Source organism: Cognatilysobacter xinjiangensis (assembly GCF_014651995.1).
GTDB lineage: Bacteria > Pseudomonadota > Gammaproteobacteria > Xanthomonadales > Xanthomonadaceae > Cognatilysobacter > Cognatilysobacter xinjiangensis.
In genome coordinates this window covers 856,396-881,070 of sequence record NZ_BMXY01000001.1, presented here as the reverse complement: position 1 = coordinate 881,070, position 24,675 = coordinate 856,396, and the positions used below count along the sequence as shown (strand labels likewise).

Below are 24,675 nucleotides of genomic sequence, written 5' to 3'. Positions count from 1 at the left end.
CGGCCGCTATGCAGTCGGCACCCTCCAAGCTCCAGGGCGCGGGACTGAGCTGAACCCTATTGGGCGGCTCGGGCTCTAGGCGGGTATCGAGGAGTAGCTCGCCCGAACGGTTTTCAACCCAAAAGTCTGCGAGCCATTCCCCCTTGCGACCAGGGGTCTGGGGTCGTTCAGCGAAATTTGCGACGTCTGGCGCCCAGTCGAGCCACAGCAGCACCCAGTAGGCGCGCTCGTGGACCACGACGGTGCGCCTCAGCCGGCAACTGTAGACCTCACAAATCGCTACCGAGCGCCGCTCGCGCAGGTCGAGTGACACCGAGGGCGGAGCAGGCCGTTCGACAACTGCCATCGCTCCCCCAACACTGACGACTCAGCACCGGTGTACGACTTTTGGCTGCCGGCTTCAACAGCCAATCGGGGGAAATCAGACGGACGGTCACTGGCAGATCAACGACTTACCTCTCGCGCACTAGGTGTACTTCGGGAGGCTGTCCAGATGACCAATTGACCTGACAAACGCGTTTGAGGCTGCCTGAGGTCGACCGAGTCTGGAACGGCTCGATCTGACAGCTCGCCAATTTGCCCCTCAGGTCGCGTCTGGCGCGTCCCGGATGCAGCACTGGGTGCCTAAGCGGAAGAAATCCCGATGTCGGGTTCTGTGGAATCCGGTCGCGACACAACCTTGATCGCTTCGGCTGGGCGCGTGCGTCCCCATGTGGAACCCAACACGACGCCCAAGCTCGAGCGATACCGATCAGGAATCTCAGACGGCCGAGTCGCAGGAAATGCCTCAGCTTTGAAAAGCTGGCTGGATCTTCCGTCGGCGGCCAACTTCCGCTTCGCGAGCGTCCGTCTAGGCCAGAGCGTCGAGTCGTTTGGCGGCTTCACGTTTGCCGAGCCCACGGACCGAAGCCAGTGCCGCTTGCTGGCTAGCGCGTGGAACTGCCTTGCCCGCTTCCCAGTTGTAAATGGACTGGGCACTGGCGCCGACAAGGCGACCGAAGTCCGCCGCCGACAGGCCGAGGCGTGCCCGTAGCGACTTCAGTCCCTTCGCCCCGAAGCGTGTGGTGGTTCCGCTGTCCGCCGCTACAGGCGTAGTCACACGTGATGCCTTCCCGAGCGAGCGAATCTCCTTCTGCAGAGTGAGAACTTGCCGCTTCAGTTCCGCGATCTCGCGACGATGGTTGGCGTTGGCCTTTCGCACCGGATCTATCGCGTTCTTGATTTCCTTCCGAGCGACGCGAGCGATCTCAGCTTTCAGTACGGAATTGAAGTTCGACATATCTTCGCCAGAGAAACGGAGCCTCAGTCTACAGACAGCCCGTTCTTGATCCGGTCGCAATCGGCGTTCCGCCATTAGAGAGCCGTGACGCTGCGCGCAAAGTTGCAGGCAGTGCGAGGGGTCAGCATTCAATCTATGCCCGAGCATTACGCCACGCTTTCGAATCCATGCGGCAGCGACAAGAGCCCTGCTGCGGGCGGTGTCGGCGCTATTGGGACGCCCGCTTTGAGGACCTGAAGCTGCTGGAAACCGCGACCGGACGAATCCCCCTGAAATTGACCCGGATCAAGGCCGGGCATAGGGATGCCCCCTACCCTGCGTCCATGGCGACCTTCACTGCACTGCCGAATCGAGACCTCCTGGAGCGGTATAGCGCACCCGGGCCTCGTTACACCTCCTACCCGACCGCCCCCCAGTTCGTCGGCGGTTTCGACGAGACACGGTTGTGTGAAGCGATTACCGGCAGCAACGGTGACCCGATCCCTCGCAGGCTGTCGCTATATGTCCACGTGCCGTTCTGCTTCAGTCCATGCTTCTACTGCGGTTGTAACCGCATCATCACACGGGACCAGACGCGCAGCGAACTCTATCTCTCGCGGCTCTATCGCGAGGTCGCGCTGGTGGCCGGGAGGTTCGACCGCGATCGGGAAGTCATTCAAGTGCACTTTGGCGGTGGGACCCCGAATTTCCTATCGCCTGCCCAGCTTGAAGAATGCATCGGCACGCTCCGCCGGCACTTCTATTTCTCGGACGATCAAAGTCGCGATATCTCTATAGAACTGGACCCACGCTTCATACGGCCCACCGACATTACGGAACTCGGCCGTATTGGTTTCAACCGGGCGAGCTTCGGTGTCCAGGACTTCGATCCGGTCGTGCAGGTCGCGGTGAACCGGATCCAGAGCGTCGAGGAAACCCAGGCGGCCGTTGACGCCTGTCGGGCCAGTGGATTCCGCTCGGTCAACATCGACCTCATTTACGGGCTTCCGAAGCAGACGCTGGCAGGCTTCGGTCGCACGCTGGATGAAGTCCTCGCCATGCGGCCGGACCGGATCGCGGTCTACAGCTATGCTCATCTGCCGGAAATGTTCCGTGCCCAACGGCAGATCGAAGAGGCAGAGCTTCCCACCCCGCAGGACAAGCTGGCCCTGCTCTCCCTGGCGATCACGCGCCTCACGAATGCGGGTTATCTCTACATCGGCATGGACCACTTCGCCCTGCCTGACGACGAGCTGTCGATTGCCCAGGCTCGCGGCGGCCTGCACCGCAACTTCATGGGCTATACCACGCATGCCGACAGCGATCTGATTGGCCTCGGCGTCAGTGCAATCAGCCATATCGGCACCACGTTCAGCCAGAACCCTCGCGATCTACCCAGCTGGGAGATCGCGCTCGACGAAGGCCGGCTCCCGGTGTTCCGAGGCTTGACACTCAGCGAGGACGATCAGCTGCGCGCGGACGTGATCCAGGCGTTGATGTGCCAGGCGGAGATCCCGATCGAGCCGCTCGAAAGGCGCTACCAGATCGACTTCCAGAGCTACTTTGCGACGTCGCTCGAGAAGCTCGCCACGCTCGAGGCGGATGGCCTGGTCCGGCGGGAGGCGGGAAAGATCGTGGCGACGTCGCAGGGTCGACTTTTCCTGCGTAACATCGCCATGTGCTTCGATGCCTACCTCGACCCGCCGGACAACGTGGTGCGCCCACGGTTCTCGCGCGCGGTCTGAACCCACCCGGGAGACGCTTCTGAACCCGACGGCCTTTCCCAGACAGGATGCCCGCACTCTCTCGGACGACGGCGACGAGCTCCATTTCTGCTCGACCTGTGCGTTCTCCGATGCCTGCCTGTCGCAAGGCATGGACAAGTCCGCGCTTATGGAGCTGCACGTGCTGGTCGAGCACGTCGGACCGATCCGGGCAGGGGAGCACGTCTTCCGCGAGGGGGACGATTTCGACGCGATCGCCGCCGTGCGCGCCGGCACCGTGAAGACCTACGTGGTCGACCGGGACGGCCGTGAGCACGTCCTCGGCTTCCATCTGCCCGGCGAGGTCATCGGTCTCAACGCGATCGACACCGACCATTACCCGTGCAACGCCGTCGCCCTCGACACGGTCATGCTGTGCCGCTTTTCGTTTCCCCAGATGGAGCTTCTCGCGACCCGCGTGCCCGGTCTGCAGCGGCAGCTTTTCAGGCTGATGAGCCGCGACATCGGTCGCGCTTCCCAGCTAGCAGGGGATTTCACGGCTGATCAGCGTCTCGCGGCCTTCCTGATCGGCTTTTCTCGCCGCCTCGCGGCCCGGGGCTTCTCACCACATCGTTTCCAGCTGACGATGGCCCGCACCGATATCGCCAATTACCTACGTTTGGCGCCAGAAACTGTAAGTCGGGTGCTCAAGCGCTTCCAGGTCGAAGGTTGGGTGACGGTCGAGCGCCGGGAGCTGCAGCTGCTCGTGCCGGATGCTCTGGAGGCCCTGGCCGCACCTGTGCTCCGCGCCTAGTAGCCGTTCCGCGCTGACAAACCGGCGCCGGGTTGACTCAGGTCAATGTGGCGCCCGCCCGGTCCATCGAGCATGCACCTCAACCCTAAGGAGAGGTGACATGAGCAGTACACGCAGACTGTGGTGGGGCTTGGCGGTCCTGCTCGTCGCGTCGTTCTCGGTGCTGTTGTGGGCGGGCGGAGAGATCTTCCGCACCGCGCCGCCCGTACCGGAACGCGTGGTGAGCGAATCGGGGCAAGTGGTTTACACGAAAGACGACATCCAGCTCGGCCGCCAAGTCTGGCAGTCGATGGGCGGCATGCAGCTGGGCTCGATCTGGGGGCATGGGGGCTACGTGGCGCCCGACTGGAGCGCCGACTGGCTCCATCGCGAGGCCATGGCAGTCCTCGATGGCTGGGCGGTCGCCGAGGGCGCTGCCAACTACGCAGGGCTGGACGCCGAAACCCAGGCGAAGCTTCGCGCCCGGCTGCAGCCGATCATGCGTGGCAACACCTACGACCCCGCCAGCCAGACGATCACTCTTCCGGAGGCACGCGTATTAGCGGCCTCGTCGGTGTCGGCTCACTACGAGAGCCTGTTCGGACGAGATCCGGCTACGGCGTCGCTGCGCGAAGCCTATGCCATGAAGAACGACACCGTGCCCGATGCGGCGCACCGCAAGGCGCTGTCCGCGTTCTTCTGGTGGTCGGCGTGGGCCGCAGGCACCGAACGCCCTCAAATTGGCATCGTCGCGAAGGGGAGCTCTGAAAAGGCGGTCACCTACACCAACAACTGGCCGCATGAGCCGTTGATCGGCAATACGCCGGCCGCACCCCTGTGGGGCTGGTCGGTATTCAGCGTGCTGTTCCTGCTCGCTGGCATCGGGCTGCTCGGATGGCACTACGCCCGGTCCCATCAGGAAGAGGGCCCTACTCGGCTGCCTGCGACCGACCCGCTCGCGATGCTGCGGATCACGCCCTCGATGCGTGCCACAGCCAAGTACTTCTGGGTCGTACTCGCGCTGTTCCTCACCCAGATACTGCTCGGGGCGATCACTGCGCACTACCAAGTCGAAGGCCAGGAGGCGTACGGTTTCGCGCTCTCTGACATCATCCCCTACTCGATCACGCGGACCTGGCACACGCAGCTCGCCGTGCTCTGGATTGCAGTCGCCTGGCTTGCGACCGGCCTGTATATGGCGCCCGCGATCTCGGGCCACGAGCCGAAGTTCCAGCGCCTCGGCGTCAACTTCCTGTTCGGCTGCCTCTTGGTCATCGTCGTCGGTTCGTTTGCCGGCCAGTGGCTGGCTGTCCAGCAGAAGCTCGGCCTCGCCAGCAACTTCTGGTTTGGCCATCAGGGCTGGGAGTACGCCGACATGGGACGCTTCTGGCAGTGGTTCCTGTTCGTGGGCCTATTGCTGTGGCTCACGCTGGTGGGCCGGGCGCTTTGGCCAGTGCTCAAGTCGGAGACGAGTGAGATCAAGCCAATCGTTGGCCTGATGTTCCTGTCGACGGTGTGCATCGGCCTGTTCTTCGCATCCGCGTTGATGTGGGGCGAGCACACGCATATCTCGGAGGTGGAGTATTGGCGCTGGTGGCTGGTGCACCTGTGGGTCGAGGGCTTCTTCGAGGTGTTCGCTGCTGCGGTGATGTCGCTGATATTCGTGAAGCTCGGCCTGTTGCGAGCGAAGTCGGCAGCGACGGCGGTGTTGTTCGCGACGGTGGTCTTCCTCTCGGGCGGCGTGCTCGGCACCCTGCACCACCTGTACTTCGTCGGTACGCCGACCGCGGTGGTCGCGCTCGGTGCCAGTTTCTCGGCACTCGAAGTGGTGCCCTTGGCGTTCATCGGTTTCGAGGCATACCACACCTACCGGATGGGCAAGGCCACGCCCTGGATGGCACGTTACAAGTGGCCGATCCTGTTCTTCGTGGCGGTGAGCTTCTGGAACCTCGTCGGTGCCGGGCTGTTCGGCTTCCTCATCAACCCGCCGCTCTCGCTGTACTACATGCAAGGCCTGAACCTGACGGCGCTGCACGGCCATACGGCCCTCTTCGGTGTCTACGGCATGCTCGGAATCGCACTGCTGCTGTTCTGCGTGCGTGGCCTGCGTGGGCAGATGGTGTGGCACACCGGGCCGCTGAAGCTGGCGTTCTGGGCGCTCAACATCGGCCTCGCCATGATGGCGCTGCTCACCCTGCTTCCGCTCGGCGTGCTGCAGCTCATCGCCGCTATCGACCACGGTTACGCATACGCGCGTTCGGCCGAGTTCATGCAGCAGCCGCTGATCGACATGCTCGTATGGATGCGCGTGCCGGGCGATACGGTCTTCAGCGTCGGCGCCGTCTCCCTCGCCTGGTTCGTACTACGCCTGTGGGTCGCACCGCGTCGCGATCCGGTGCCGGCAGGCGAAGGCGCGCGCGAGGTCTGACTGGACGCTGCAGAAGCTGGACGGGGCGGCCACGGCCGCCCCGTTTTTATTGGCCCACTTGATTCAGATCAGCGCGGCCCGAGCGGTCGGCGCCGATCCTGTCGCTGCGCCGCCACGGCGCCGCCTGCGAGCCTCGCAGGACGCACCCTCGGAGCCCAGACATGCAATTCAAGATTCCCACCCCGGCGGCCCCTGATATGTCGCGCCTTACGGCCGCCCTCGCGGATGCCGATCCCGCGGCCGTCGTCGACTTCGATGCGGCCCACGCGGTTCTGCGTCTGTCGAGCTACCTGCAGCCCGTCCAGATCGCGACAGTCCTCTCGCAGGCCGGGTTGCCGACTCAGGAAGCCCAGGTTGCTAAGATCCCGTCCGACTGCTGCGGCGGTTGCGGTGGCTGAGCGCTTCTGACCACCACGAATCATGCGCTCGACAAGGTCGCTCCAATGAATTCGAAGCCTGCGCCGTCGCTCGCCCGCCTGCTGAACGCCCCGCATCGCCTCCTGTTCTTCATCGGTGCGAGCAATGTGCTGCTCGCGATGGCCTGGTGGAGCGCATGGCTCGCCGGCGCGCGCTGGGGCGTGCCGGCGACGCCGCAACCGACGCAGCCCCCGGGGTGGCTGCATGCGTTCGTCATGCAGTACCAGATGCTGCCGAGCTTCATCTTCGGCTTCCTGCTGACCACGTTCCCCAAGTGGACCGGCCTGCGCGAGTTCGAGCGCTGGCGCTATGCGCCCGTCGGCATCGGCCTGTTCGGCGGGCAGCTGGCGACGCTGCTGGGTGCGGTCGGCTGGGATGCGGGCCTCGTGGTCGGCTTTCTGATGACGCTGGCCGGCTGGGCCGCGGGCCTGGCGACGCTTGCCCCGGTGCTGTGGCGCGAGGCCGGCACGACCTGGCATGCACGCTCCTGCTTCGCGGCGCTGCTGCTGGGCTTCATCGGCCTGCTCGCCTGGGGCGCCTACCTGCTGGGGCTGGCCTCGCCGGCCTGGGTGATGGCCAGCATCAAGCTCGGCACGTTCGGCCTGCTGCTGCCGGTCTACTTCAGCGTCGCGCACCGGATGTTCCCGTTCTTCGCCGGCAACGCCGTGCCCGGCTACCGGCCGTGGCGCCCGCTGTGGCTGCTCGCCGTCGCCTGGCCGCTGCTGCTCGCGCACCTCGCGCTGGAGCTCGTGCATGCCTACGCCTGGCTGTGGCTGGCCGACCTGCCGCTGCTCGCGCTGACGCTCGCGATGCTGCTGCGCTGGTGGCCGCGCGGCCGCAAGCCGGCGCTGCTGACCACGCTGTTCGCCGGCTTCGCCTGGCTGCCGGCGGCCTTCGCGCTGTACGTGGCGCAGAGCCTGATCCTGCTGTCCACCGGGCAGTTCCTGCTCGGCCGCGGCCCCGCCCACGCGGTCTTCGTCGGCTTCTTCGGCACCCTGCTGGTGGCGATGGTCACGCGCGTGACGCAGGGCCATTCGGGACGGCCGCTGGTAATGCCGCGCGTGGCGCTCTACGCCTTCGTCGCGATCAACGTGACGGCCGTGCTGCGCATCGCCGCCGACATCGCGCCCGATACGCTCGGCTGGCAGGCGGCCTCCGCCGTCGCCTGGCTGCTCGCGCTCGCGCCGTGGATCGCGAACATCGGCCGCATCTATCTCTCGCCCCGTGCCGACGGGCGCCCCGGCTGAGGCCCGCGATGATCGAGTTCTACCCGCAGATCAAGTCCGTGCACATCTTCGCCGTGCTCGCCAGCGGCCTGCTGTTCGCGCTGCGCGGCGGCGCGCTGCTCGCCGGCATGCGCTGGCCCAACGCGCTCGTCGTGCGCATCGCCAGCTGGACCATCGACACCACGCTGCTCACCGCCGCACTGATGCTGTTCACGCTGCTACCGAAGGAATTGTTCGCCAACGGCTGGCTGACGACCAAGATCGTGCTGCTGGTGGTCTACATCGGGCTCGGCACCGTCGCGCTCAAGCGTGCGCGCAGCCATCGCGCACGCGCCATCGCCTACGTGGCCGCGCTCGCCACCTTCTCTTACATCGTCGGCGTCGCGCGTGCCCACCATCCGCTGGGCGTGTTCTACCCGCTGTTCGCCTGAGGCCCGCATGAGCGCCATGATCGACACCGCGCCCGCCACCGTGCGGGCGGACGACGAGCGCCGCACGCTCGATGCCTGCTTCCTCGGCCCGTACGGCGAGAACGACACGCTGCTGGAGAAACTGGTCGTGGAGTTCCTGCGCGACCACGTGTACTGGCGCCGCAACTTCCATCCCGAGGACCCGCCGGCGATTCCCACGCACGCGGCCTCGCATCGGGACTACCAGGCCTTCGAGGCGCGCATGCGCCGCGAGCTGCACGCGCTATCGGCCGCGCTCAAGAAGTCCGTGCCGTTCCACAGCCCGCGCTACATCGGCCATATGGCCTCGGACCTGCTGCTGCCCGGGCTCGCGGCGCAGATGCTCACGCTGCCCTACAACCCGAACAACGTCAGCGAGGACGCCGCGCCGGTCACCGTCGAGCTGGAGGTGCGCGTGGGCCTGCAGCTTGCGCGCATGTTCGGCTACTGCGACGACCCGGCGCGCGAGCACTGTGCGTTCGGCCACCTCACCTCCGGGGGCACGGTCGCCAACTACCAGGCGCTGCGGCTCGCGCTCGCGCTCAAGGCGTTCCCGCTCGCGCTGCGCGCCGCACGCGTGCCGGACATCGGCGTGCCGGAAGACGACTGGGCGGCGTTCAACCTCGCGCCGTCGGCCTCGATCGCACTGCACGAGCGCTGGCAGGCCCGGCTCGCAGGCCTCGATGCCGACGCGCGCCGCGACTGGCGCGCGCGCGTGGAGGCCGAGCGCATCGAGCAGCTCGGGCTCGCGGAGTTCTTCCGTCGCCATCCGGACCTGCGCGAGCCGGTCGTGCTGGCGCCGGTCACCGCGCACTACTCGTGGAGCAAGGGCATGAAGCTGCTGGGCCTCGGCCGCGCGCAGCTGCTGCGCGTGTCCGAGGCCGGGATGCGCATGGACGCCGACGCGCTCGAGGCGCTGCTGCAGCGCTGCCTCGACGAACGCCGGCCGGTACTCGCCTGCGTCGGCGTTCTGGGCACCACCGAGTACGGCACCGTCGACCCGATCGACCGGCTGGTGCAGGCGCGCGAGCGTTTCGCCGCGCGCGGGCTGGGCTTCGGGGTGCACGTCGACGCGGCCTGGGGCGGCTACCTCGCGACGCTGTTCCGCGAGCGCGACGGCCGCCTGCGCCCGCGCCTGGACATCCTCGCCGACCACGCGCATTTCCCGCAGCCGCACGTCTACGACGCCTTCGCCGCGCTCGGCAATACCGATTCGATCACCGTCGATCCGCACAAACTCGGTTATCTGCCCTACGGCGCCGGTGCGTTCGTCTGCCGCGACCACCGTGCCGTCGCGCTGCTGGCCGAGCAGGCCGACTACGTCTTCCACGGCGAGGCGCCGAAGGATTATTTCGCGCGGCACCGCAGGCTCGGCCAGGTGATTCCGGAGGGCTCGAAATCCGGCGCCGCCGCCGCCGCGGTCTACGTCACCCACCGCGTGCTGCCTCTCGACCACGAGCATTTCGGCGCGCTGCCGCGGCAGACCATCCGCGCCGCCGAAGCCTTCGCCGACGCGGCCGCGCGCTTCGCCGCGCGCATGGCCGACGTGGTGCATGCCTGCCTGCCGTTCGCGCCCGACAGCAACCTGGTGTGCCTGGCGCTCAACCCGGCCGGCAACCGCGACGTCGCGGTCGCGAACGCGTTCGTGCAGCGCCTGCAGGACGAACTGCGCTGCGATCCACGCCAGCCGCTGCAGACGAAGCAGTTCTTCGGCTCGTCGACCACGCTGCGCCCCGAATCGGTCGGCGCCGACGAGCTCGCGGCGATCCTTGGCCGCCTCGGCCTGGACGCCGCCAGCTTCGGCCCCGCGGCGGATGCGGACCGGCTTGTGATCCTGCGCCACACCCTGATGAATCCGTACCTGATCGACACCGAGAACGGCATCAGTTACATCGATCGATACTTCGAGCACCTCGAAACCCGCATCCGGGCACTGCTCGGCTGATCTCCATCACGGCCTCCGGGGGAAGGCGATGACGGAAGAGACTGCACACCGGCGCGTCATCCGTGCGCGCGCGGCGCTTCCCGCGACCTGCGTGGCGCACCAGCAGGCGCTGATCCGCAGCCGCGTGCTGGCACTGGCGCCCGCGCTGGCGGTGCTCACGCTGGCTTGGATAGGCCTGGACGCGTTGGTGCTGCCGCAGGCTGCGCTGCTGCTGGCGGCGGCCGGCCGCGTGGTGATCGCCGCGGGCCTGTTCGCGCTCGCCACGCTTGGGCGCCGCCTGCCCTCGCAGGTCGTGCTGAGGCTGTTCGTCTGGTTGCAGGCACTGGGCTTCGGCCTGATGCAGGCGCTGCTGGCGAAGCATCATCCCTCCAGCGCCGCGGCGATCAGCTACGGCCTCGCCCCGTTCGTCATCGCCGCGCAGATCGCCCTGTTCCCGGTCAGCTGGCCGCAGGCGCTGCGGCTGGGCGCCGCGCCGGTGGCCGCGCTCGTCATCGGCCTCGTGGCCACGCATATGCCCGCCCGCGCCGCGGCATGGAGCGACGCGCTGCTGCTCGCGCTGCTGCTCGGCATGGCCGCGTGGATATGCGAGGCGCAGCTGCGCCTGCTGGTCGGCCTGAGCGCGGCGCGCGACGACGCCAGCCACGACGCGCTGACGGGGCTGGCCAACCGGCGCGCGGCGCTCGAACGCTTGGCCGTCGAGCGCGGCCGGATCGCGCGCGGGCACGGTGCGGCGACGGTGCTGATGCTGGACCTGGACCGCTTCAAGCAGGTCAACGACCGCTACGGCCATGCCGCCGGCGACCGTGTGCTGCAGGCCGTCGCGGAGGCGATCGAGGCGGAGCTGCGCGGCTGCGACCTGGGCGCGCGCTTCGGCGGCGAGGAATTCCTGCTGATCCTCGCCGAGAGTTCACTCGAGGACGCGATGCGCGCGGCCGAGCGCATCCGCCGCCGCGTCGCCGCGCTCGCCATCGACGTCGGTACGGCGACGCTGTCGGTCACGATCAGCATCGGCGTGGCGCGGCTGCGGGCGGACGCGGCGATCGAGGACGACCTTGCGCGCGCGGACGCGGCGCTTTACCGCGCCAAGACCGACGGACGCGACCGCTGCGTGGCGGCGCCGGCCGATGCCGACGCCGCCTGAGGCTCACTTCGCCGGCGAGGCCCACTCCAGCTGCAGCCAGAGCTTGGTGGTGTCGCGCGCATACGTCGCCGCGCGGTAGTCGGCGACCTTCGCCAGCGCGCGCCAGCGTGGCCCGAACGGCAGGCCGAGCGATGCGTTCCACTCGCGGCCGTATCGCGCGCCACCGACGTCGGCGCGGTAGGCGTGCCAGGCGACCGTCCACTCCAGCGGTCCCTGCGCGCGTGCGCGCGCGAGGTTGCCGGTCGCCGCGAGGTAGCGGTCTTCCAGGCCCGCTGCGGGCGTCAGCGTGAACTTGTCGGCCCAGCCGTTGAACGTATGCAGCGTGGCCAGCGGCGTCTGCAGCGCGTGGCGGCCGTTGCCGCCGAGGTGTTCCCAGCCGGCGCGCAGGGTCGCGTAGCGCGTGGCCCAGGCCGGTTCGACGAGCCAGTAGGCATGCGAGAAGCGCAACGGGTTGGCGGCATGGTCGCGCTGGCGCGCCCATTCCAGCGTGGCGCCGAACGGCCGCGTGCCGGCGGCGGACGCCAGCGCGTAGCGTGCGCCGACCGTGCGCGTGGAGGCAGCCGCGACGTCCTCGTCCTCGATCAGGTACGCGTAGCCGCCGAGGCGGTGAGGCCCGCGCGTCCATGCGGCATTGAGCGCGTGGCCGTCGAGCCGGCGCTCGCGCGCGAGCGGGTCGACCGCGCGGTCGGAGGCGACGCGATGCGCACGATCGAGCCACACGTAGCGCAGCGTCGTCGACGTCGACGGCTGCCATTGCAGTGATACCGCGTCGAAGGTCTGCTCGTTCTGGCGCCAGCCCACGTTGCCGAGCCAGCGCTGGTTGTCGAAAGCCAGCCGCTGCCGGCCGGCCGTGGCCTCGACCGTGCCGTTGCGCCAGCGCAGCCAGGCCTGGTTGATCTCGGCGGACTCCGGATCGCCCACGGCCGGGCGATCGTTGTGCGCGCCGGTGCCGGCGTTGTAGTCGTCGATCGCCGCGCCCACCGCCTCGCCTTCGACGAAGGCGGTGAGGTGCGGCGTCGCGGTCCAGCGCAGGCCGGCGCGCACGCGCAGCGTGGCGGCCTGCGCGTCGCGCACGAAGGCGTCGTCCGACACCGACTCGTGGCGAAGGCGTGCGTTCCATTCGACGTCCAGCGGCGCCTGCGCGGCGCAGGGCAGGCTGAGCATCGACAGGAGGATGGCGGGTGGGATGGCGCTGCGCATGGGTGGCTCCTCGGAAGTGCGCGCAGCATCGACGAGGGTCGTCGGCCTCACATTGATCCATGTCAACGCGACGGTGCCGCACGGCCATGGCCGCGGACGCGGTCGCACTTTCATGCGGCAGGCGGCGTCCACTTGATTTAGATCAGAACGGCGCGTTTCACCTGGGCGTAACGTTCGCTCCGAACCGAACACCACACATGACATCGGAGCCACACGTGAAACAGTCCGCGCTTCTTCTCGCCATCGCACTGGCCCTCGGCGCCGCGACGCCGGCCCTGGCCCAGCACAGCGCCCACGGCGCGCCCACCAACGTCGCGCCGGTCGCGGACATCGTCTTCACGCTGCGCACCGAAATCGCCGACGGCAAGCTCGTCTTCATCGGAGACGCCGGCGCGATCAAGGGCCAGGTGAACCCGGACCTGCGCGTGCCGGAAGGCAAGGTCGTGCAGATCAACCTGGTGAACGGCGACGGCGCGCTGCACGACATCGCGGTGCCCGACTTCGCCGCCAAGTCCGACCAGCTGTCCGACAAGGGCGCGTCGACGACGATCGTGTTCCGCGCCACCAAGGCCGGCACCTTCGAGTACTACTGCACGCTGCCGGGCCACAAGGCCGCCGGCATGGTGGGCAAGCTGATCGTGGGCGACGTGAAGCAGGTCGCGAGCACGGCCGCCGAGATCGCGATGGACCCGACGAAGGTCGGCCAGCCGGTCGGCAACCGCGCGGCGCAGAACCTCGAGATCTCGATGGTCACCAAGGAGATCGAGGGCAAGCTTTCCGACGGCAGCACGTACCGCTACTGGACCTTCGACGATCGCGTGCCGGGCCCGTTCCTGCGCATCCGCAAGGGCGACACGGTCAAGATCAACCTGACCAACGCGCCCGACAGCGTCAACATCCACTCGATCGACTTCCACGCGGTCACCGGCCCCGGCGGCGGCGCGGCGGTCACGCAGGTGGCGCCGGGCCAGACCAAGAGCTTCACGTTCAAGGCGATCAACCCGGGCCTGTACGTCTACCACTGCGCCACGCCGATGGTCGCGCACCATATCTCCAACGGCATGTACGGCATGATCCTGGTCGAGCCCGAAGGCGGCCTGCCGAAGGTCGACCGCGAGTTCTACGTCATGCAGGGCGAGCTCTACACCGCGCAGAAGCACGGCACGCAGGGCCTGCAGGAGTTCTCGCTCGACAAGCTGCTCAACGAGCATCCCGAGCACATGACGTTCAACGGCTCGATGGACGCGCTGACCAAGACGTACAAGATGGAAGCCGACGTCGGCGAGACGGTGCGCATCTTCTTCGGCGTCGGCGGCCCGAACCTCACCTCCAGCTTCCACGTCATTGGCGAAGTGTTCGACCGCGTCTACGACCTCGCGTCGCTGACCAGCCCGCCGCTCAAGGACGTGCAGACCACGCTGGTGCCGCCGGGCGGCGCGACGATGGTCGAGTTCAAGGTCGACTACCCGGGCAAGTACATCCTCGTCGACCACGCGCTCTCGCGCCTGGAGAAGGGCCTCGCCGGCTTCCTGCACGTCAACGGCAAGGCCGACGACACGGTGTTCAAGACCGACCAGGCGCACGATCCGAACTCGGGTCACTGAGCCGCACCGCGGGGGCCGCGCCGGACGCGCGGTCCCTGCCTGAATCGCCGCCGTACCCGCCGATGATCCGCGTTCCATTCTGATCTGGATCAAGGCGCGCCCGCGGCGCCCCGCGCAGACTACGCATCACCAAGACACGCAACGCTCAACCGGAGTACGAACATGATCCGCACCAAGCACGTCGCCAGCCTGCTCGTCCTCGGCGCCCTGGCCGCCTTCGCGAACACCGCCGCGGCCGCCGAGTGCTCGGCGACCGTCGAATCCAACGACGCCATGCAGTTCAACACCAAGGCGCTCACGGTGCCGAAGAGCTGCAAGACCTTCACCGTCACCCTGAAGCACGTCGGCCAGCTGCCGGTGACCGCGATGGGCCATAACTTCGTGCTCGGCAAGACCGCCGACATCGCCGGCATCACCGCCGACGGCATGAAGGCCGGTGCCGCGGCCAACTATGTGAAGGCGGGCGACGCGCGCGTCGTCGCGGCCAGCAAGCTGATCGGCGGCGGCGGCAGCACCACGGTCGCGATCCCTGTCGGCAAGCTCAAGGCCGGCGAGGCCTACACCTACGTGTGCACCTTCCCGGGCCACTCGTCGATCATGCGCGGCACGCTCACCGTGAAGTAAGCCGTCCGCGCCGGGCCTGCGGGATGCCGCAGGTCCGGCACCGATGGAAACCGACGCCTGCGGCCCGCCGCAGGCGTTCCTGTTTGGGGATGCCGGCATGCGGCGCGCTGCCTCGCCGCCTCAGCGGCCGTGGATGCGCACGGCCAGGCGCCCGACTGCCGCATCGACCTCCAGGCCACGCGCGGCCAGCCATGCGCGATCGAACAGCGACTGCGCATAGCGCTCGCCACGATCGCCCAGCAGGCTCACGATGCTGCCGCGCTCGCCGCGCGCGCGCATCGCCTCGGCCAGCTGCAGGCAGGCCACGAGATTGGTGCCCGATGACCCGCCGTACCAGCCGCCGACGATGTCGCGCAGCAGCCAGGCGGCGGCGATCGACTCCACGTCGTCGACCTCGATCACCGCCTCCACGAGCTCGAACAGGAAGCCCGGCTCCACGCACGGCCGCGCGATGCCCTCGATGAGGCTCGGGCGCGTGGCGACGGCGCTGCGATCGCGGCTGGACCAGCCCACAGCGAATGCGCCGCCCGTGGGCTCGGCCACGCACAGCCGCGTGGGCAGCCCGCGATAGCGCAGGTAGCGCGCGATGGTGGCCGAGGTGCCGCCGGTACCCGCGCCGCAGACGATCCAGGCCGGCTGCGGATGCGCTTCGGCGCCCAGTTGCGCGACGATCGATTCGGCGATGTTGTTGTTGCCGCGCCAGTCGGTCGCCTGCTCGGCCAGGCCGAACTGGTCGAGGAAGCAGGCGCCGTGGCGGGCGAGTGCGGCGGCACGGGCCCGCACGCTGGCCGGATCGTCCACCAGTTCGCATTCCCCACCCAGCGCGCGCACGTTGCGGATCTTGTCAGGCGCGGTGGACGCCGGCATCACGGCAGTGAAGCGCAGGCCCAGCAGGCGCGCGAACCAGGCCTCGGAAATCGCCGTACTGCCCGAGGACGCGTCGACCACCGCCTGCCCTTCGGCGAGGCGGCCATTGCACAGCGCGAACAGGTACAGCGAGCGCGCGAGCCGATGCTTGAGGCTGCCCGACGGATGCGAGGCCTCGTCCTTGAAATAGAAATCGATGCCCGGAAATGCGGGCAGCGCGACATGCAGCAGGTGGGTGTCGGCCGACCGCCTCGCCTCGCGCTGCAGGCTGGCGATCGCCGCGTGCACCCAGTCGCGGCCGGGGACGGAATCAGGGGCGGTCGCGTCATGCACGGCGTGGCGGTCCTGCGGCTATGGGGGCGATGGCGCGTCGTCGGTCTGCTGCAGGCGCCCGTCGTGGTCGAGCACGAGCCGCGCCCGTCGATCGCCATGGTAGAACGTCGCGCGCACGAGTCCCTCGTCGGAACCCGTGCCGCGTTCGCAGAGCACGCCGATCCGGCCCTCGGCCATCAGGCGGCGGAAGTCGTCGACGGTGAGGTCGAGCCGCGGCGCGACCAGCGCAGCGTCGACCTCGATGCCGCCCGGTGGCAGCTCCGCGCTCACGGCACGCACTCGGCCGCGACTTCCCCGTGCAGGCACTCAAAGTCGCGGGCGGCGTCGGCCACGCGCGCCGCGATCGACGGCGCATCGATGCACTCCCGATCGGCGATGGCCTCGGCGGAGAGGAAGTCGAGGTCCTGCATGGCAAAGCTCCTTCCAACGGTACGCACAGGCTGCCCGCCCGCCCACTCGACCGCCTTGACCCAGATCATTCCCGGCCGCGACCGCGACCGCCCGCGCCAATGGAAACGGGCCGCTCGCGCGGCCCGTCTCGACTATCAATTCGACTTTCCGGGAACCGGCGCCGTCGACTGGAACTCCGGGTCGGGCCGCGGCACGACCCACAGCCTGAAGATGAACCATGCAAGCGCGAGCGCACCGATACTGAAGACCGTGTCGCCCGGCACGCGCATCCATACGAGCATGTCCACGATCGGCTTCTGCATGAACTCGGCCGAGCGCGCGTACCAGTAGCCATGCTCGATTGCCGCCAGCAACTGCAGGATGCCGAGCGGCAGCAGCGTGAACAGCGCCATCATCGCCAGGCCGATGTTCAGCGCCCAGAACGACAGCTTGAGCGCCCTCGTGTCCCACTTCATCTGGCCCCGCAGGCCACGCACGCAGAACAGCACGAGCGCGATGCCGAGCATGCCGTAGACGCCGAACAGCGCGGTGTGGCCATGCAGCGGCGTGAGGTTCAGGCCCTGCATGAAGTAGAGCGAGAGCGGCGGGTTGATGAGGAAACCGAACAGGCCCGCGCCGATCAGGTTCCAGAACGACACCGAGATGAAGAACAGGATCGGCCACTTGTAGCGTGCCATCCACGGCGTCGCACTGCCGAGCCGATAGGTGTGATAGGCCTCGAAGCCGATGTAGGCGAGCGGCACCACTTCGAGCGCGGAGAAGCTCGCGCCGAGCGCGACGACCGACGTCGGGGTGCCGACGAAGTACAGGTGGTGCAACGTACCCAGCACGCCGCCGGCCATGAAGATGATCGTCGCGAACATCACTGCGGTCGTCGCGGACTTGACGCGCACGAGGCCGAGACGCACGAAGATCAGCGACATGACCGCGGCGGCGAACACCTCGAAGAAGCCCTCGACCCACAGGTGCACCAGCCACCAGCGCCAGTACTCGACCTCGCTGATATGCGTGTGCTCGTTCCACATCAGCGCCGCGCCGAAGAACAGGCCGATGGCGACGGTGGACAGGAACAGCAGGCCGACGATGGTGCGCGTTTCGTTCGCACGCTGGCGAAGCACGGGCCACAGCGCGCGGCCCACCAGCGTCAGCCACAGCAGCAGGCCGATGAACAGGAACCACTGCCAGAAGCGGCCCATGTCCGCGTATTCCCAGCCCTGGTGGCCCCACCAGAAGTTGTACGCCAGGTCCATCTTGCCCATGACCGCCAGCCACTGGCCCGCGAACGAGCCCACCACGATGATCAGCAGGCAGGTGAACAGGAAGTTCACGCCCAGGCGCTGGAACCTCGGCTCATGCCCCGACAACGCGGGCGCGATATAGAGACCGGTCGCCAGCCAGGCCACGGCGATCCACAGCACCGCGAGCTGCGTGTGCCAGGTGCGCGTGATCGCGTAGGGCAGCGCGTCTGCGATCGCATAGCCATAGGCCTCCTGTCCCTCGACCTGGTAGTGCGCCGTGATCGCGCCCAGCAGGATCTGCACGAGGAACAGCGCGAGTACCACCCAGAAGTACTTCGCAGTCGCGCGCATCGACGGAGTGATGCGCAGCGTCGCCAGCGGATCGGTATCGGGCAGGCGCTCGGGGCGATCGTCCTCGTGCGTGCGCGCATGGTGCCAGCCCAGCAGGCCGATGCCGGCGAGCAGGAACACCACGCTGAACGCCGACCAGAGCCACAGCGACGGCGCCGGGCGGTTGCCGATCAGCGGCTCGCTGGGCCAGTTGTTGGTATAGGTGACGCGATGGTTCTGTATCGGGCCGGTGGGCGCGATCGTCTCGCCGGCTTCGCCGAGGCGTTCGGTCGCGGCAGCCCAGGAGGTCCACCAGAAGAACGCCGTCAGCGCGCGACGCTTTTCGGCGTCGGCGATGGTGTTGTTGCGCATGGCATAGGCCTCGCGCAGGCTCGCCGTCGACGGTTCGTTGCCGAACAGGTTCTCGTAATGCCGCGCCACCGTGCGCACCGCCGCCACGCGGTCCTCGGCGAGGGTGATCGTTCCGGTCGACGGATCGTAGGTATTGCGACGCATCAGCGGTTCGAGCTCGACGCGCAGCCGGCCCTGCTGCACCGGCGTCAGCGAGGCATAGTCCTTCGCGCCCTCGCGCACGGCCCAGCCGTCGAGCACCGCGACGGCCTCGCGATGCAGCCAGTCCGCGCTCCAGTCCGGCGCCACGTAACCGCCGTGTCCCCAGATCGAGCCCAGCTGCATGCCGCCGACGGACTGCCAGACCTGTCGCCCGCGCTGGATATCCGCCTTGGTGTAGACCACTTCGCCGGAGGGGCCGACAACGCGTTCGGGCACGGGCGGGGCGGCGCGGAATATCGCGCCGCCGGCCCAGAGCAGCACGGCGAATGAACTGACGAGCAGGATCGCAAGGCCGATCCACAACTTGCGGGTGCTGTCCAAGGCACTCTCCCGATGCGGTGGACCTTCATCCTCCACGTGCATGGTCAAGCCCAGGTCAACGGACGTTCAGCTTCCGCCGCAGAAACGTGATGCCGCGCACGAGGCGCGGCATCCGGCGTGGCGCTTGCAGTTGCCCGGCTCTGCGGGCACCGACAGCGCTTCAGTATTTCATCGACACCCGCACCCACGCCGTGCGGCCCGGCTCTGCGATGCGCACGGGATCGGCCGGATAGCCGAAGTCCGCGCTGCCGGCGAGGTTCAGGTGCTCGGCGTAGTAGCGGTCGAACACGTTGTCGACGCCCGCGCTCAACTGCACGATGTCGTTGACGCGGTAGCCGACGTTCAGCGCCAGCGTGCCGAAGCCCGCGGTCGGCGACAGGTCGCGACCGACGACGTTGCCCTGCCCCGGGGCTACGCGCGACTGGCGCGCCACGCCGCGCAGCAGCGCGCCGGCCGACCAGCGATGGTGGTCGTTCCAGTTCACGCCCAGCCGCGCCTCGAACGGCGACATCTGCGGCAGCGGACGGTTCTGCGTGCGGTTCTCGCCCCAGGCCCAGGCCAGCGAACCTTCCACGCGCCAGTGCATGGCCGGCTTCCAGGTCGCGCCGGCTTCGGCGCCGTGGATGTCCGCGTCGACGTTCCGCGCGGTCGTCGTGGTGCCCATCATCCCGCCGGCGACGTAGTCGAACAGGATGAAGTCGTCGATGCGGCCGGCATAGGCCGACGCCCAGGCGTCGAGCTTGGCCGACTTGTACTGCAGCCCGAGGTCGACCTGCGTGGTCTTTTCGGTGTCGACGCCGCTAAATGCATTGACCGACCCCACGGGGCCGCGCGTGGCCGAGAACAGCTCCCAGTAGTCGGGCATGCGCTCGGTATGGCCGACGCCGGCGTACCACGACAGGCCCTTCGCGGCGGTGCCGTGCTCGTAGCGCGCGAAGCCCGCCGTCAGCGTTTCCTCGCGCGTCTGCCCGCGCGTCGGGTTGGGCATGCGCATCATGCCGGTGGTGGCGCGCAGGTCGCGCGCGGCGGCGCGGTCGGCGCGCGCGCCGGCGACGACGCGGCCCTCGCCCGTGCGCCATGCCAACTCGCCGAATACGCCGCTGTTGCGCACCTGCGCGTCGAGCGCCCAGGGTTGCAGCGCGTAGGCGCCGATGCCGGAAGCGCTGCGCGTGCGGTGCTCGCTCGCCATGGAATCGATGCCGGCGGTGATCTCGATCGCATCGACCGCCCATACCGCGGCGGCGCGGCCGCCGGTGGTCACGCGCTCGACGTTCGAGGCCATCGGCATCGGCATCGCGCTCGACGGGTTCGGCGTGCGCAGCGTGTAGTTGTCCATCACGTGGTCGGCGCGGTTGCGGTAGACGTTCGCCTCGACGCGGTCCAGCGCACCGTCGAAGCCGCGCTTCTCGAAACGCAGGCCTTGGCTTTCGCGCACGAACTGTGCGCCGTCCATGCCGCGCCCCGCGTAGCGCGCCTCGCCGTCGCCGCGGCCGAAGGAGGCCTCGAGCAGCGTCGAGTCGTCCGGCGTCCAACCCACGGCGACGTCGCTGTTCCACTTGGTCCAGCGCGACGGCACGACATCGCCGTTGCCATCACGGTAGTCGTCCGAATCGGAGCGGTTGGCCGACACGCGCGCATAGCCGAGTGGCGCACCGAAGGTAGCGTCGCCCACCTGGTCGTTGCGGCCGTTGTCGCCGAACAGCAGCGCGCCGCTGCCCTTCACCGTGCGCTCGGCGAAAATTTCGCGATCTCGCGAGAAGCGCACCGTGCCGGCGGACGCGCCGGGGCCCCACAGCACGGTCTGCGGGCCCTTGACGACGGTGAGCTGGTCGAAGGTGTCGGGCGAGACGTAGGACAGCGGGTTGTCCATGCGCGACGGGCAGGCACCCGGCATCGCGCCTTCGTTGGTCAGCAGGTTCAGGCGCGAACCGAACATGCCGCGCAGCACGGGATCGCCGTTGGTGCCGCCGTTGCGGATCGCGTTGAAGCCGGGAATGGTCTTGAGGTAATCGGCGCCGTCGCTCGCCGGGATCGGCTGGCGCGGCTTGCGCGGATCGGTCTCGTAGGTGAGCGCGGACACCGGGCGCACGCCGGTGACGACGACGCGGTCGAGCAGCAGGTCGGGCGCGGCGTCGTTGTCGTGGACGGCTTCGGCGTGCACGCCGGCGATGCAGACGGAGAGTGCGATGGCGGAGGCAAGACGGCGCCTGGCCATCGCCGGAAAGGGCGAACGGATCATGGGAATTCTCGATGGAAGCGGATGCGTGGATGGCGGCCGTCAACCTCGTGACGGCGGCCCTCGCGCTCCCAGACCCATGCGTGGCGGCACGCGGCGGCCATCGACAGCTCCGACCGGCTCCAGGGTCGAACCCGCGGGTGAGGCGAACACGGCCGGCGACTGCACACCCGCGGAGGCGAGCCCCGAGGCGAGTACGCAGTACGCGCAATCGCCATCGCCGTGCTGCATGGCGTCCGGGCGTGCGCCGCGGCCATGGTGCGCGCCGGCGTGATGCTCGCCCACGAGGGCATGGGGGCCCGCGGCCGCCTTCCACAGGCGACCCGTCGTCGGCACGAACGCGAGCATCAGCATGGCCCAGAGGGCCAGGAGGCGGGTGCTGCGGCGGAATCCCCGGTTCATGGATGCGATTGTCCGGACGCCGCGGCGTGGCGCCTTGATCCGGATCAATTCGGACGTCCTTGATGAGCTTTTTCCGCTCGTTGCCTTCGGCTACAACGCGAGTGGCGTCTCCTGCCTGCGCTACTCAAAGCATGCTCGCACGCTCCGCCGAGCTGATAGAACTCGCTCCGGCAGTCGGGCCCGAAGCACGCTCATCCCATTCGGCGTCGGCTCTTTACTGTCGGCGCCGCTTCGCCTCCGTGCGCGAGGCGCTGCAGCTCGTCCATGTCGAGGATCTCGACCTTGCGACCGTGCACGGCGATCACGCCGTCCTCCTGCAGACGGGTGAAGCCGCGACTGACCGTCTCCAGCGCCAGGCCGAGGAAGCGCGCGATGTCCTCGCGGCTCATCGGCAGGCGCAGGCGGTCCGCCGCCTGCCCGATCGTCTCGAAGCGCTCGCTCAGCCCGTGCAGGAACAGCGCGATGCGTTCGTTGGCCTGACGGCGCACGAGGATCTCGCGATGGTCCTGGTCGCGGCCGACGCTCTGCCCGATGACGCGCATCAGCTGACGCTGCAGCCCGGGAATCCGCGCCGCCACGCCCGACAGGTCGTCGAATGGCACTTCGCAGACGTTCGCGCGCGTGAGGGCGACCGCCTCGCAGCGATGCTCGCCCGAACCCAGCGCATCCAGGCCGATCAGCTCGCCCGGCAGGTGGAAGCCGATCACCTGCTCCTCGCCATCCTCGCTGACCAGCACGGTCTTGAACGCGCCGTCGCGCGCGACGAACACCGAATCCATGCCGTCGCCCTGCCGGAACAGACGCTCGCCCACCTCGACCGGGCGCTTGCGTTTGACGATCTCGTCCAGGCGCTCAAGCTCCTCGCGGCCGATGCCGGCGGGCAGGCAGAGCTGCTGCAGCGTGCAATGCGCACAGCCGCGTCGAAGGGTCAGCACGTCAAGCGGAGTGGTGGACATAGCTAGCGGCAGTGGCCGGAGTCAAGAAAGACTACCCCGGCCGCCTCCATTCCTTATGAAGCGGCCCGGCATGCGGTCATGGACGGAGGCGACCGACCAGGGCGCTATACGGCAGCGCCCTGCTGCTCTACCCCGCCGATGCGGTGCGCCCTGAGGCAGCCGCGTTAAGCGCGTCCTTGGAAGGTCAGCAGCGCACTTTGAAGACCACCTGCTGCCGCCTCCAGCTGGGCCGAGGAGGCTGCGACCTCTTCCACGAGGGCGGCATTGCGCTGCGTCGCCTCATCCATGGACTGGAGCGCGCCATTAACCTGTTGGACGCTCGTCCGCTGCTCCTGCGTCGCGGCGCTGATGTCAGCGACGAGTGCAGTCGCTTGATCCACGGCGTCGCGAATCGCACGCATGGCATCGCCGGCTTCGTCCGCGCGCGTCGTGCCCGCACTGACGGCATCGCCCGACTCGGCCAAGGTCGCCTTGATCTCACGTGCGGATGCTGCGCAGCGCTGGGCCAGAGCGCGCACTTCTGTCGCCACCACGGCGAACCCCCGCCCCTTGTCGCCCGCTCGCGCAGCCTCCACGGCGGCGTTCAGCGCGAGAATATTCGTCTGGAACGCGATCGCGTCGATGACACCCAGCGTCTCATTCACCTTGCGGCTCGCCGTCCGGATCAAGCGCAGAGCCTCGATGACACGATCCACCACGGCATGCCCGGTACGCGCAGCATCCGCCGCACGAACGGTCAGCTCGTGAGCCTTCGTCGAGTTCTGGGCCGTTTGCAGAATGGCTGAGGCGAACTCCTCCATCGTCGCTGCCGTTTCCTCAAGCGCTGCCGCCTGCGATTCCGTTCGCGCCGACAGATCAGAATTGCCAGAAGCGATTTCGCGGGCACCGCTGTCGATCGCCAGCGCCATCCGCTCGATGCGCGCGACCAGCGTCTTGAGCGCCTCTGTCTGCTCCACCTGCGCCGTGACGTCCGTGCAGTACTTGACCACCTTGTAGGGCCGCCCGGCGGCATCGAGGATGGGGTTATAGGACGCCTGGAGCCAAAGGTCGCTGCCGTCGGCACGTCGCCGACGATAGCGCCCGGAATCAGGCTCGCCGCGGCCCAGCTTTTCCCAGAGCTGTCGGTAGGCGGAGCTGCCGTGTTCCGATGGATCGACGAACATGCGGTGGTGCCGCCCGACAACGGCCTCGCGCGAATAACCGACCGCGCTTAGAAAGTGATCGTTGGCCTCGAGGACCGTTCCCCCGAGGTCGAACTCGATAACCGCCTGAACCTTGTGGATCGCCCGGATCTGACCTTCGTAGTCGGCGTTCCGGCCTCGCTGCGCCGTGACGTCGGAGGCAAACTTGACGACCTTATAGGGCCGCCCGGTCACGTCGAAGATGGGGTTATAGCTCGCCTCTATCCATACATCACGCCCGCCTTTCCCGAGGCGATGGAACTGGCCTGCCTGGAACCGACCTTCGCGAAGCTTCTGCCAGAACTGTAGATAGGCCTCGCTTTCGCGTGCAGCGGTCGCGACGAACAGACCGTGGTGCTGGCCCACCACCTCCTCGTGGCTGTAGCCCATGAGCGCAAGGAAGTTGTCGTTGGCGGCAAGGATTGTCCCGTTGAGATCGAACTCGATCGTCGCCATGGATCGGTCGATCGCGGCCATGCGGCCTCGGGCCTCGATCTCCGCGGCCTTGCGCGCCGTCACGTCCGTCGCAAACTCGACGACTCGTACCAGGCGTCCGGAGCGGTCGAAGATCGGGTTATAGGTGGCCTGGACCCAGACTTCCCGGCCACCGGGCGTGAATCGCTGGAACTCGCCCGTCACGAACTCACCGCGCTTCAACGTCGTCCAGAAGTCGGCATAGGCCGCCGTCTGGGCGTAGGCGGGATCCACGAACGTGCGATGGTGACCGCCGCACACCTCCTGCAGCGTGCAGTCGAAAAGGGCGAGAAAGTTGGCGTTCGCGTCGAGGATCAGACCGTCCGGGTCGAACTCGATGACCGCCTGTGACAGATGCAGGGCGGCGAGCTGGCCGGCGTGCGTATTCGATGCGGACGTGCGTGCGAAACGACTCAACATGCCGGCGGTGCGCGGGAACATGGGGGAGAGACCGTGATGTAATTTGCAGTTATCGGCTGAACATGGTCAGGCTGAAGTGCGGGCAGGCAGTCCGTTGTGTTCCAGAACCGGTACGCCACCGTTTTCTACATTTTCCTTGCGCCGC

At 68.1% G+C, this 24,675-nt stretch carries 20 protein-coding genes; 10 read left to right on the top strand and 10 right to left on the bottom strand.

All coding sequences use genetic code 11. The features are described 5' to 3' along the window. Positions 1-850 precede the first annotated feature (850 nt). Positions 851-1,279: a helix-turn-helix domain-containing protein gene (locus IE066_RS04155; RefSeq protein ID WP_189447085.1), complete on the bottom strand. Its 429-nt coding sequence runs from the start codon at positions 1,277-1,279 to the stop codon at positions 851-853. Positions 1,280-1,602: 323 nt separating this feature from the next. Here IE066_RS04155 and hemN point away from each other — a divergent pair, with 323 nt between their 5' ends. From hemN to IE066_RS04115, 8 genes are all read left to right on the top strand, one after another. Beyond that, positions 1,603-3,003 carry an oxygen-independent coproporphyrinogen III oxidase gene (hemN, locus tag IE066_RS04150; protein ID WP_189447084.1) on the top strand — a complete coding sequence of 467 codons (1,401 nt, stop codon included), beginning with the start codon at positions 1,603-1,605 and terminating at the stop codon, positions 3,001-3,003. A gap of 130 nt (positions 3,004-3,133) precedes the next feature. Continuing rightward, positions 3,134-3,775 carry a helix-turn-helix domain-containing protein gene (locus IE066_RS04145; RefSeq protein ID WP_229790656.1) on the top strand — a complete coding sequence of 214 codons (642 nt, stop codon included), beginning with the start codon at positions 3,134-3,136 and terminating at the stop codon, positions 3,773-3,775. Positions 3,776-3,875: 100 nt separating this feature from the next. After that, positions 3,876-6,182 (top strand): nitric-oxide reductase large subunit, encoded by a 2,307-nt coding sequence (locus IE066_RS04140; RefSeq protein WP_189447082.1) that lies wholly within the window; start codon positions 3,876-3,878, stop codon positions 6,180-6,182. A 161-nt stretch (positions 6,183-6,343) separates the two neighbouring features. Beyond that, on the top strand, positions 6,344-6,580 hold the full coding sequence (locus IE066_RS04135; RefSeq protein ID WP_189447081.1) for a hypothetical protein: 237 nt from the start codon (positions 6,344-6,346) through the stop codon (positions 6,578-6,580). 45 nt (positions 6,581-6,625) lie between these two features. Then, entirely contained in the window at positions 6,626-7,846 is a 1,221-nt protein-coding gene (locus IE066_RS04130; protein ID WP_189447080.1) for an NnrS family protein, read from the top strand. Between the two features lie 8 nt (positions 7,847-7,854). Next, a complete protein-coding gene (locus IE066_RS04125; protein ID WP_189447079.1) occupies positions 7,855-8,256 on the top strand; it encodes a SirB2 family protein in 402 nt (133 codons plus the stop codon). 7 nt (positions 8,257-8,263) lie between these two features. After that, on the top strand, positions 8,264-10,219 hold the full coding sequence (locus IE066_RS04120; RefSeq protein ID WP_229790655.1) for a pyridoxal phosphate-dependent decarboxylase family protein: 1,956 nt from the start codon (positions 8,264-8,266) through the stop codon (positions 10,217-10,219). 28 nt (positions 10,220-10,247) lie between these two features. Beyond that, entirely contained in the window at positions 10,248-11,360 is a 1,113-nt protein-coding gene (locus IE066_RS04115; protein ID WP_189447078.1) for a GGDEF domain-containing protein, read from the top strand. A gap of 3 nt (positions 11,361-11,363) precedes the next feature. Here the strand turns inward: IE066_RS04115 and IE066_RS04110 are convergent, their stop codons facing one another. Then, a complete protein-coding gene (locus tag IE066_RS04110) occupies positions 11,364-12,560 on the bottom strand; it encodes an alginate export family protein (RefSeq protein ID WP_189447077.1) in 1,197 nt (398 codons plus the stop codon). Between the two features lie 215 nt (positions 12,561-12,775). On the opposite strand from IE066_RS04110, the gene nirK reads away from it, so the two are divergent. Together nirK and azu are read left to right on the top strand one after the other, a co-directional pair. Continuing rightward, positions 12,776-14,164: a copper-containing nitrite reductase gene (gene nirK, locus IE066_RS04105; RefSeq protein ID WP_229790654.1), complete on the top strand. Its 1,389-nt coding sequence runs from the start codon at positions 12,776-12,778 to the stop codon at positions 14,162-14,164. 162 nt (positions 14,165-14,326) lie between these two features. Next, the gene (gene azu / locus IE066_RS04100; protein WP_189447075.1) at positions 14,327-14,788 is read left to right on the top strand and encodes an azurin; all 462 of its coding nucleotides are present in this window, start codon (positions 14,327-14,329) and stop codon (positions 14,786-14,788) included. Between the two features lie 120 nt (positions 14,789-14,908). Here the strand turns inward: azu and IE066_RS04095 are convergent, their stop codons facing one another. The 8 genes from IE066_RS04095 to IE066_RS04060 form a co-directional block, all read right to left on the bottom strand. Then, positions 14,909-15,988 (bottom strand): PLP-dependent cysteine synthase family protein, encoded by a 1,080-nt coding sequence (locus IE066_RS04095; RefSeq protein ID WP_189447074.1) that lies wholly within the window; start codon positions 15,986-15,988, stop codon positions 14,909-14,911. A gap of 18 nt (positions 15,989-16,006) precedes the next feature. Further along, positions 16,007-16,258 carry a DUF6522 family protein gene (locus tag IE066_RS04090; protein WP_229790653.1) on the bottom strand — a complete coding sequence of 84 codons (252 nt, stop codon included), beginning with the start codon at positions 16,256-16,258 and terminating at the stop codon, positions 16,007-16,009. After that, the gene (locus IE066_RS04085; protein ID WP_189447073.1) at positions 16,255-16,398 is read right to left on the bottom strand and encodes a hypothetical protein; all 144 of its coding nucleotides are present in this window, start codon (positions 16,396-16,398) and stop codon (positions 16,255-16,257) included. Before IE066_RS04085 ends, IE066_RS04090 begins: the two co-directional genes overlap by 4 nt. A gap of 135 nt (positions 16,399-16,533) precedes the next feature. Then, entirely contained in the window at positions 16,534-18,861 is a 2,328-nt protein-coding gene (locus tag IE066_RS04080) for a nitric-oxide reductase large subunit (protein ID WP_189447072.1), read from the bottom strand. Between the two features lie 160 nt (positions 18,862-19,021). Next, positions 19,022-21,100: a TonB-dependent copper receptor gene (locus IE066_RS04075; protein ID WP_189447071.1), complete on the bottom strand. Its 2,079-nt coding sequence runs from the start codon at positions 21,098-21,100 to the stop codon at positions 19,022-19,024. Positions 21,101-21,139: 39 nt separating this feature from the next. After that, positions 21,140-21,499, bottom strand: a complete 360-nt coding sequence (locus IE066_RS04070) for a DUF2946 family protein (protein WP_189447070.1) — start codon at positions 21,497-21,499, stop codon at positions 21,140-21,142. 191 nt (positions 21,500-21,690) lie between these two features. After that, positions 21,691-22,455 carry a fumarate/nitrate reduction transcriptional regulator Fnr gene (gene fnr, locus IE066_RS04065; RefSeq protein WP_189447069.1) on the bottom strand — a complete coding sequence of 255 codons (765 nt, stop codon included), beginning with the start codon at positions 22,453-22,455 and terminating at the stop codon, positions 21,691-21,693. 164 nt (positions 22,456-22,619) lie between these two features. Further along, positions 22,620-24,551 carry a methyl-accepting chemotaxis protein gene (locus tag IE066_RS04060; protein ID WP_189447068.1) on the bottom strand — a complete coding sequence of 644 codons (1,932 nt, stop codon included), beginning with the start codon at positions 24,549-24,551 and terminating at the stop codon, positions 22,620-22,622. Positions 24,552-24,675 lie beyond the last annotated feature (124 nt).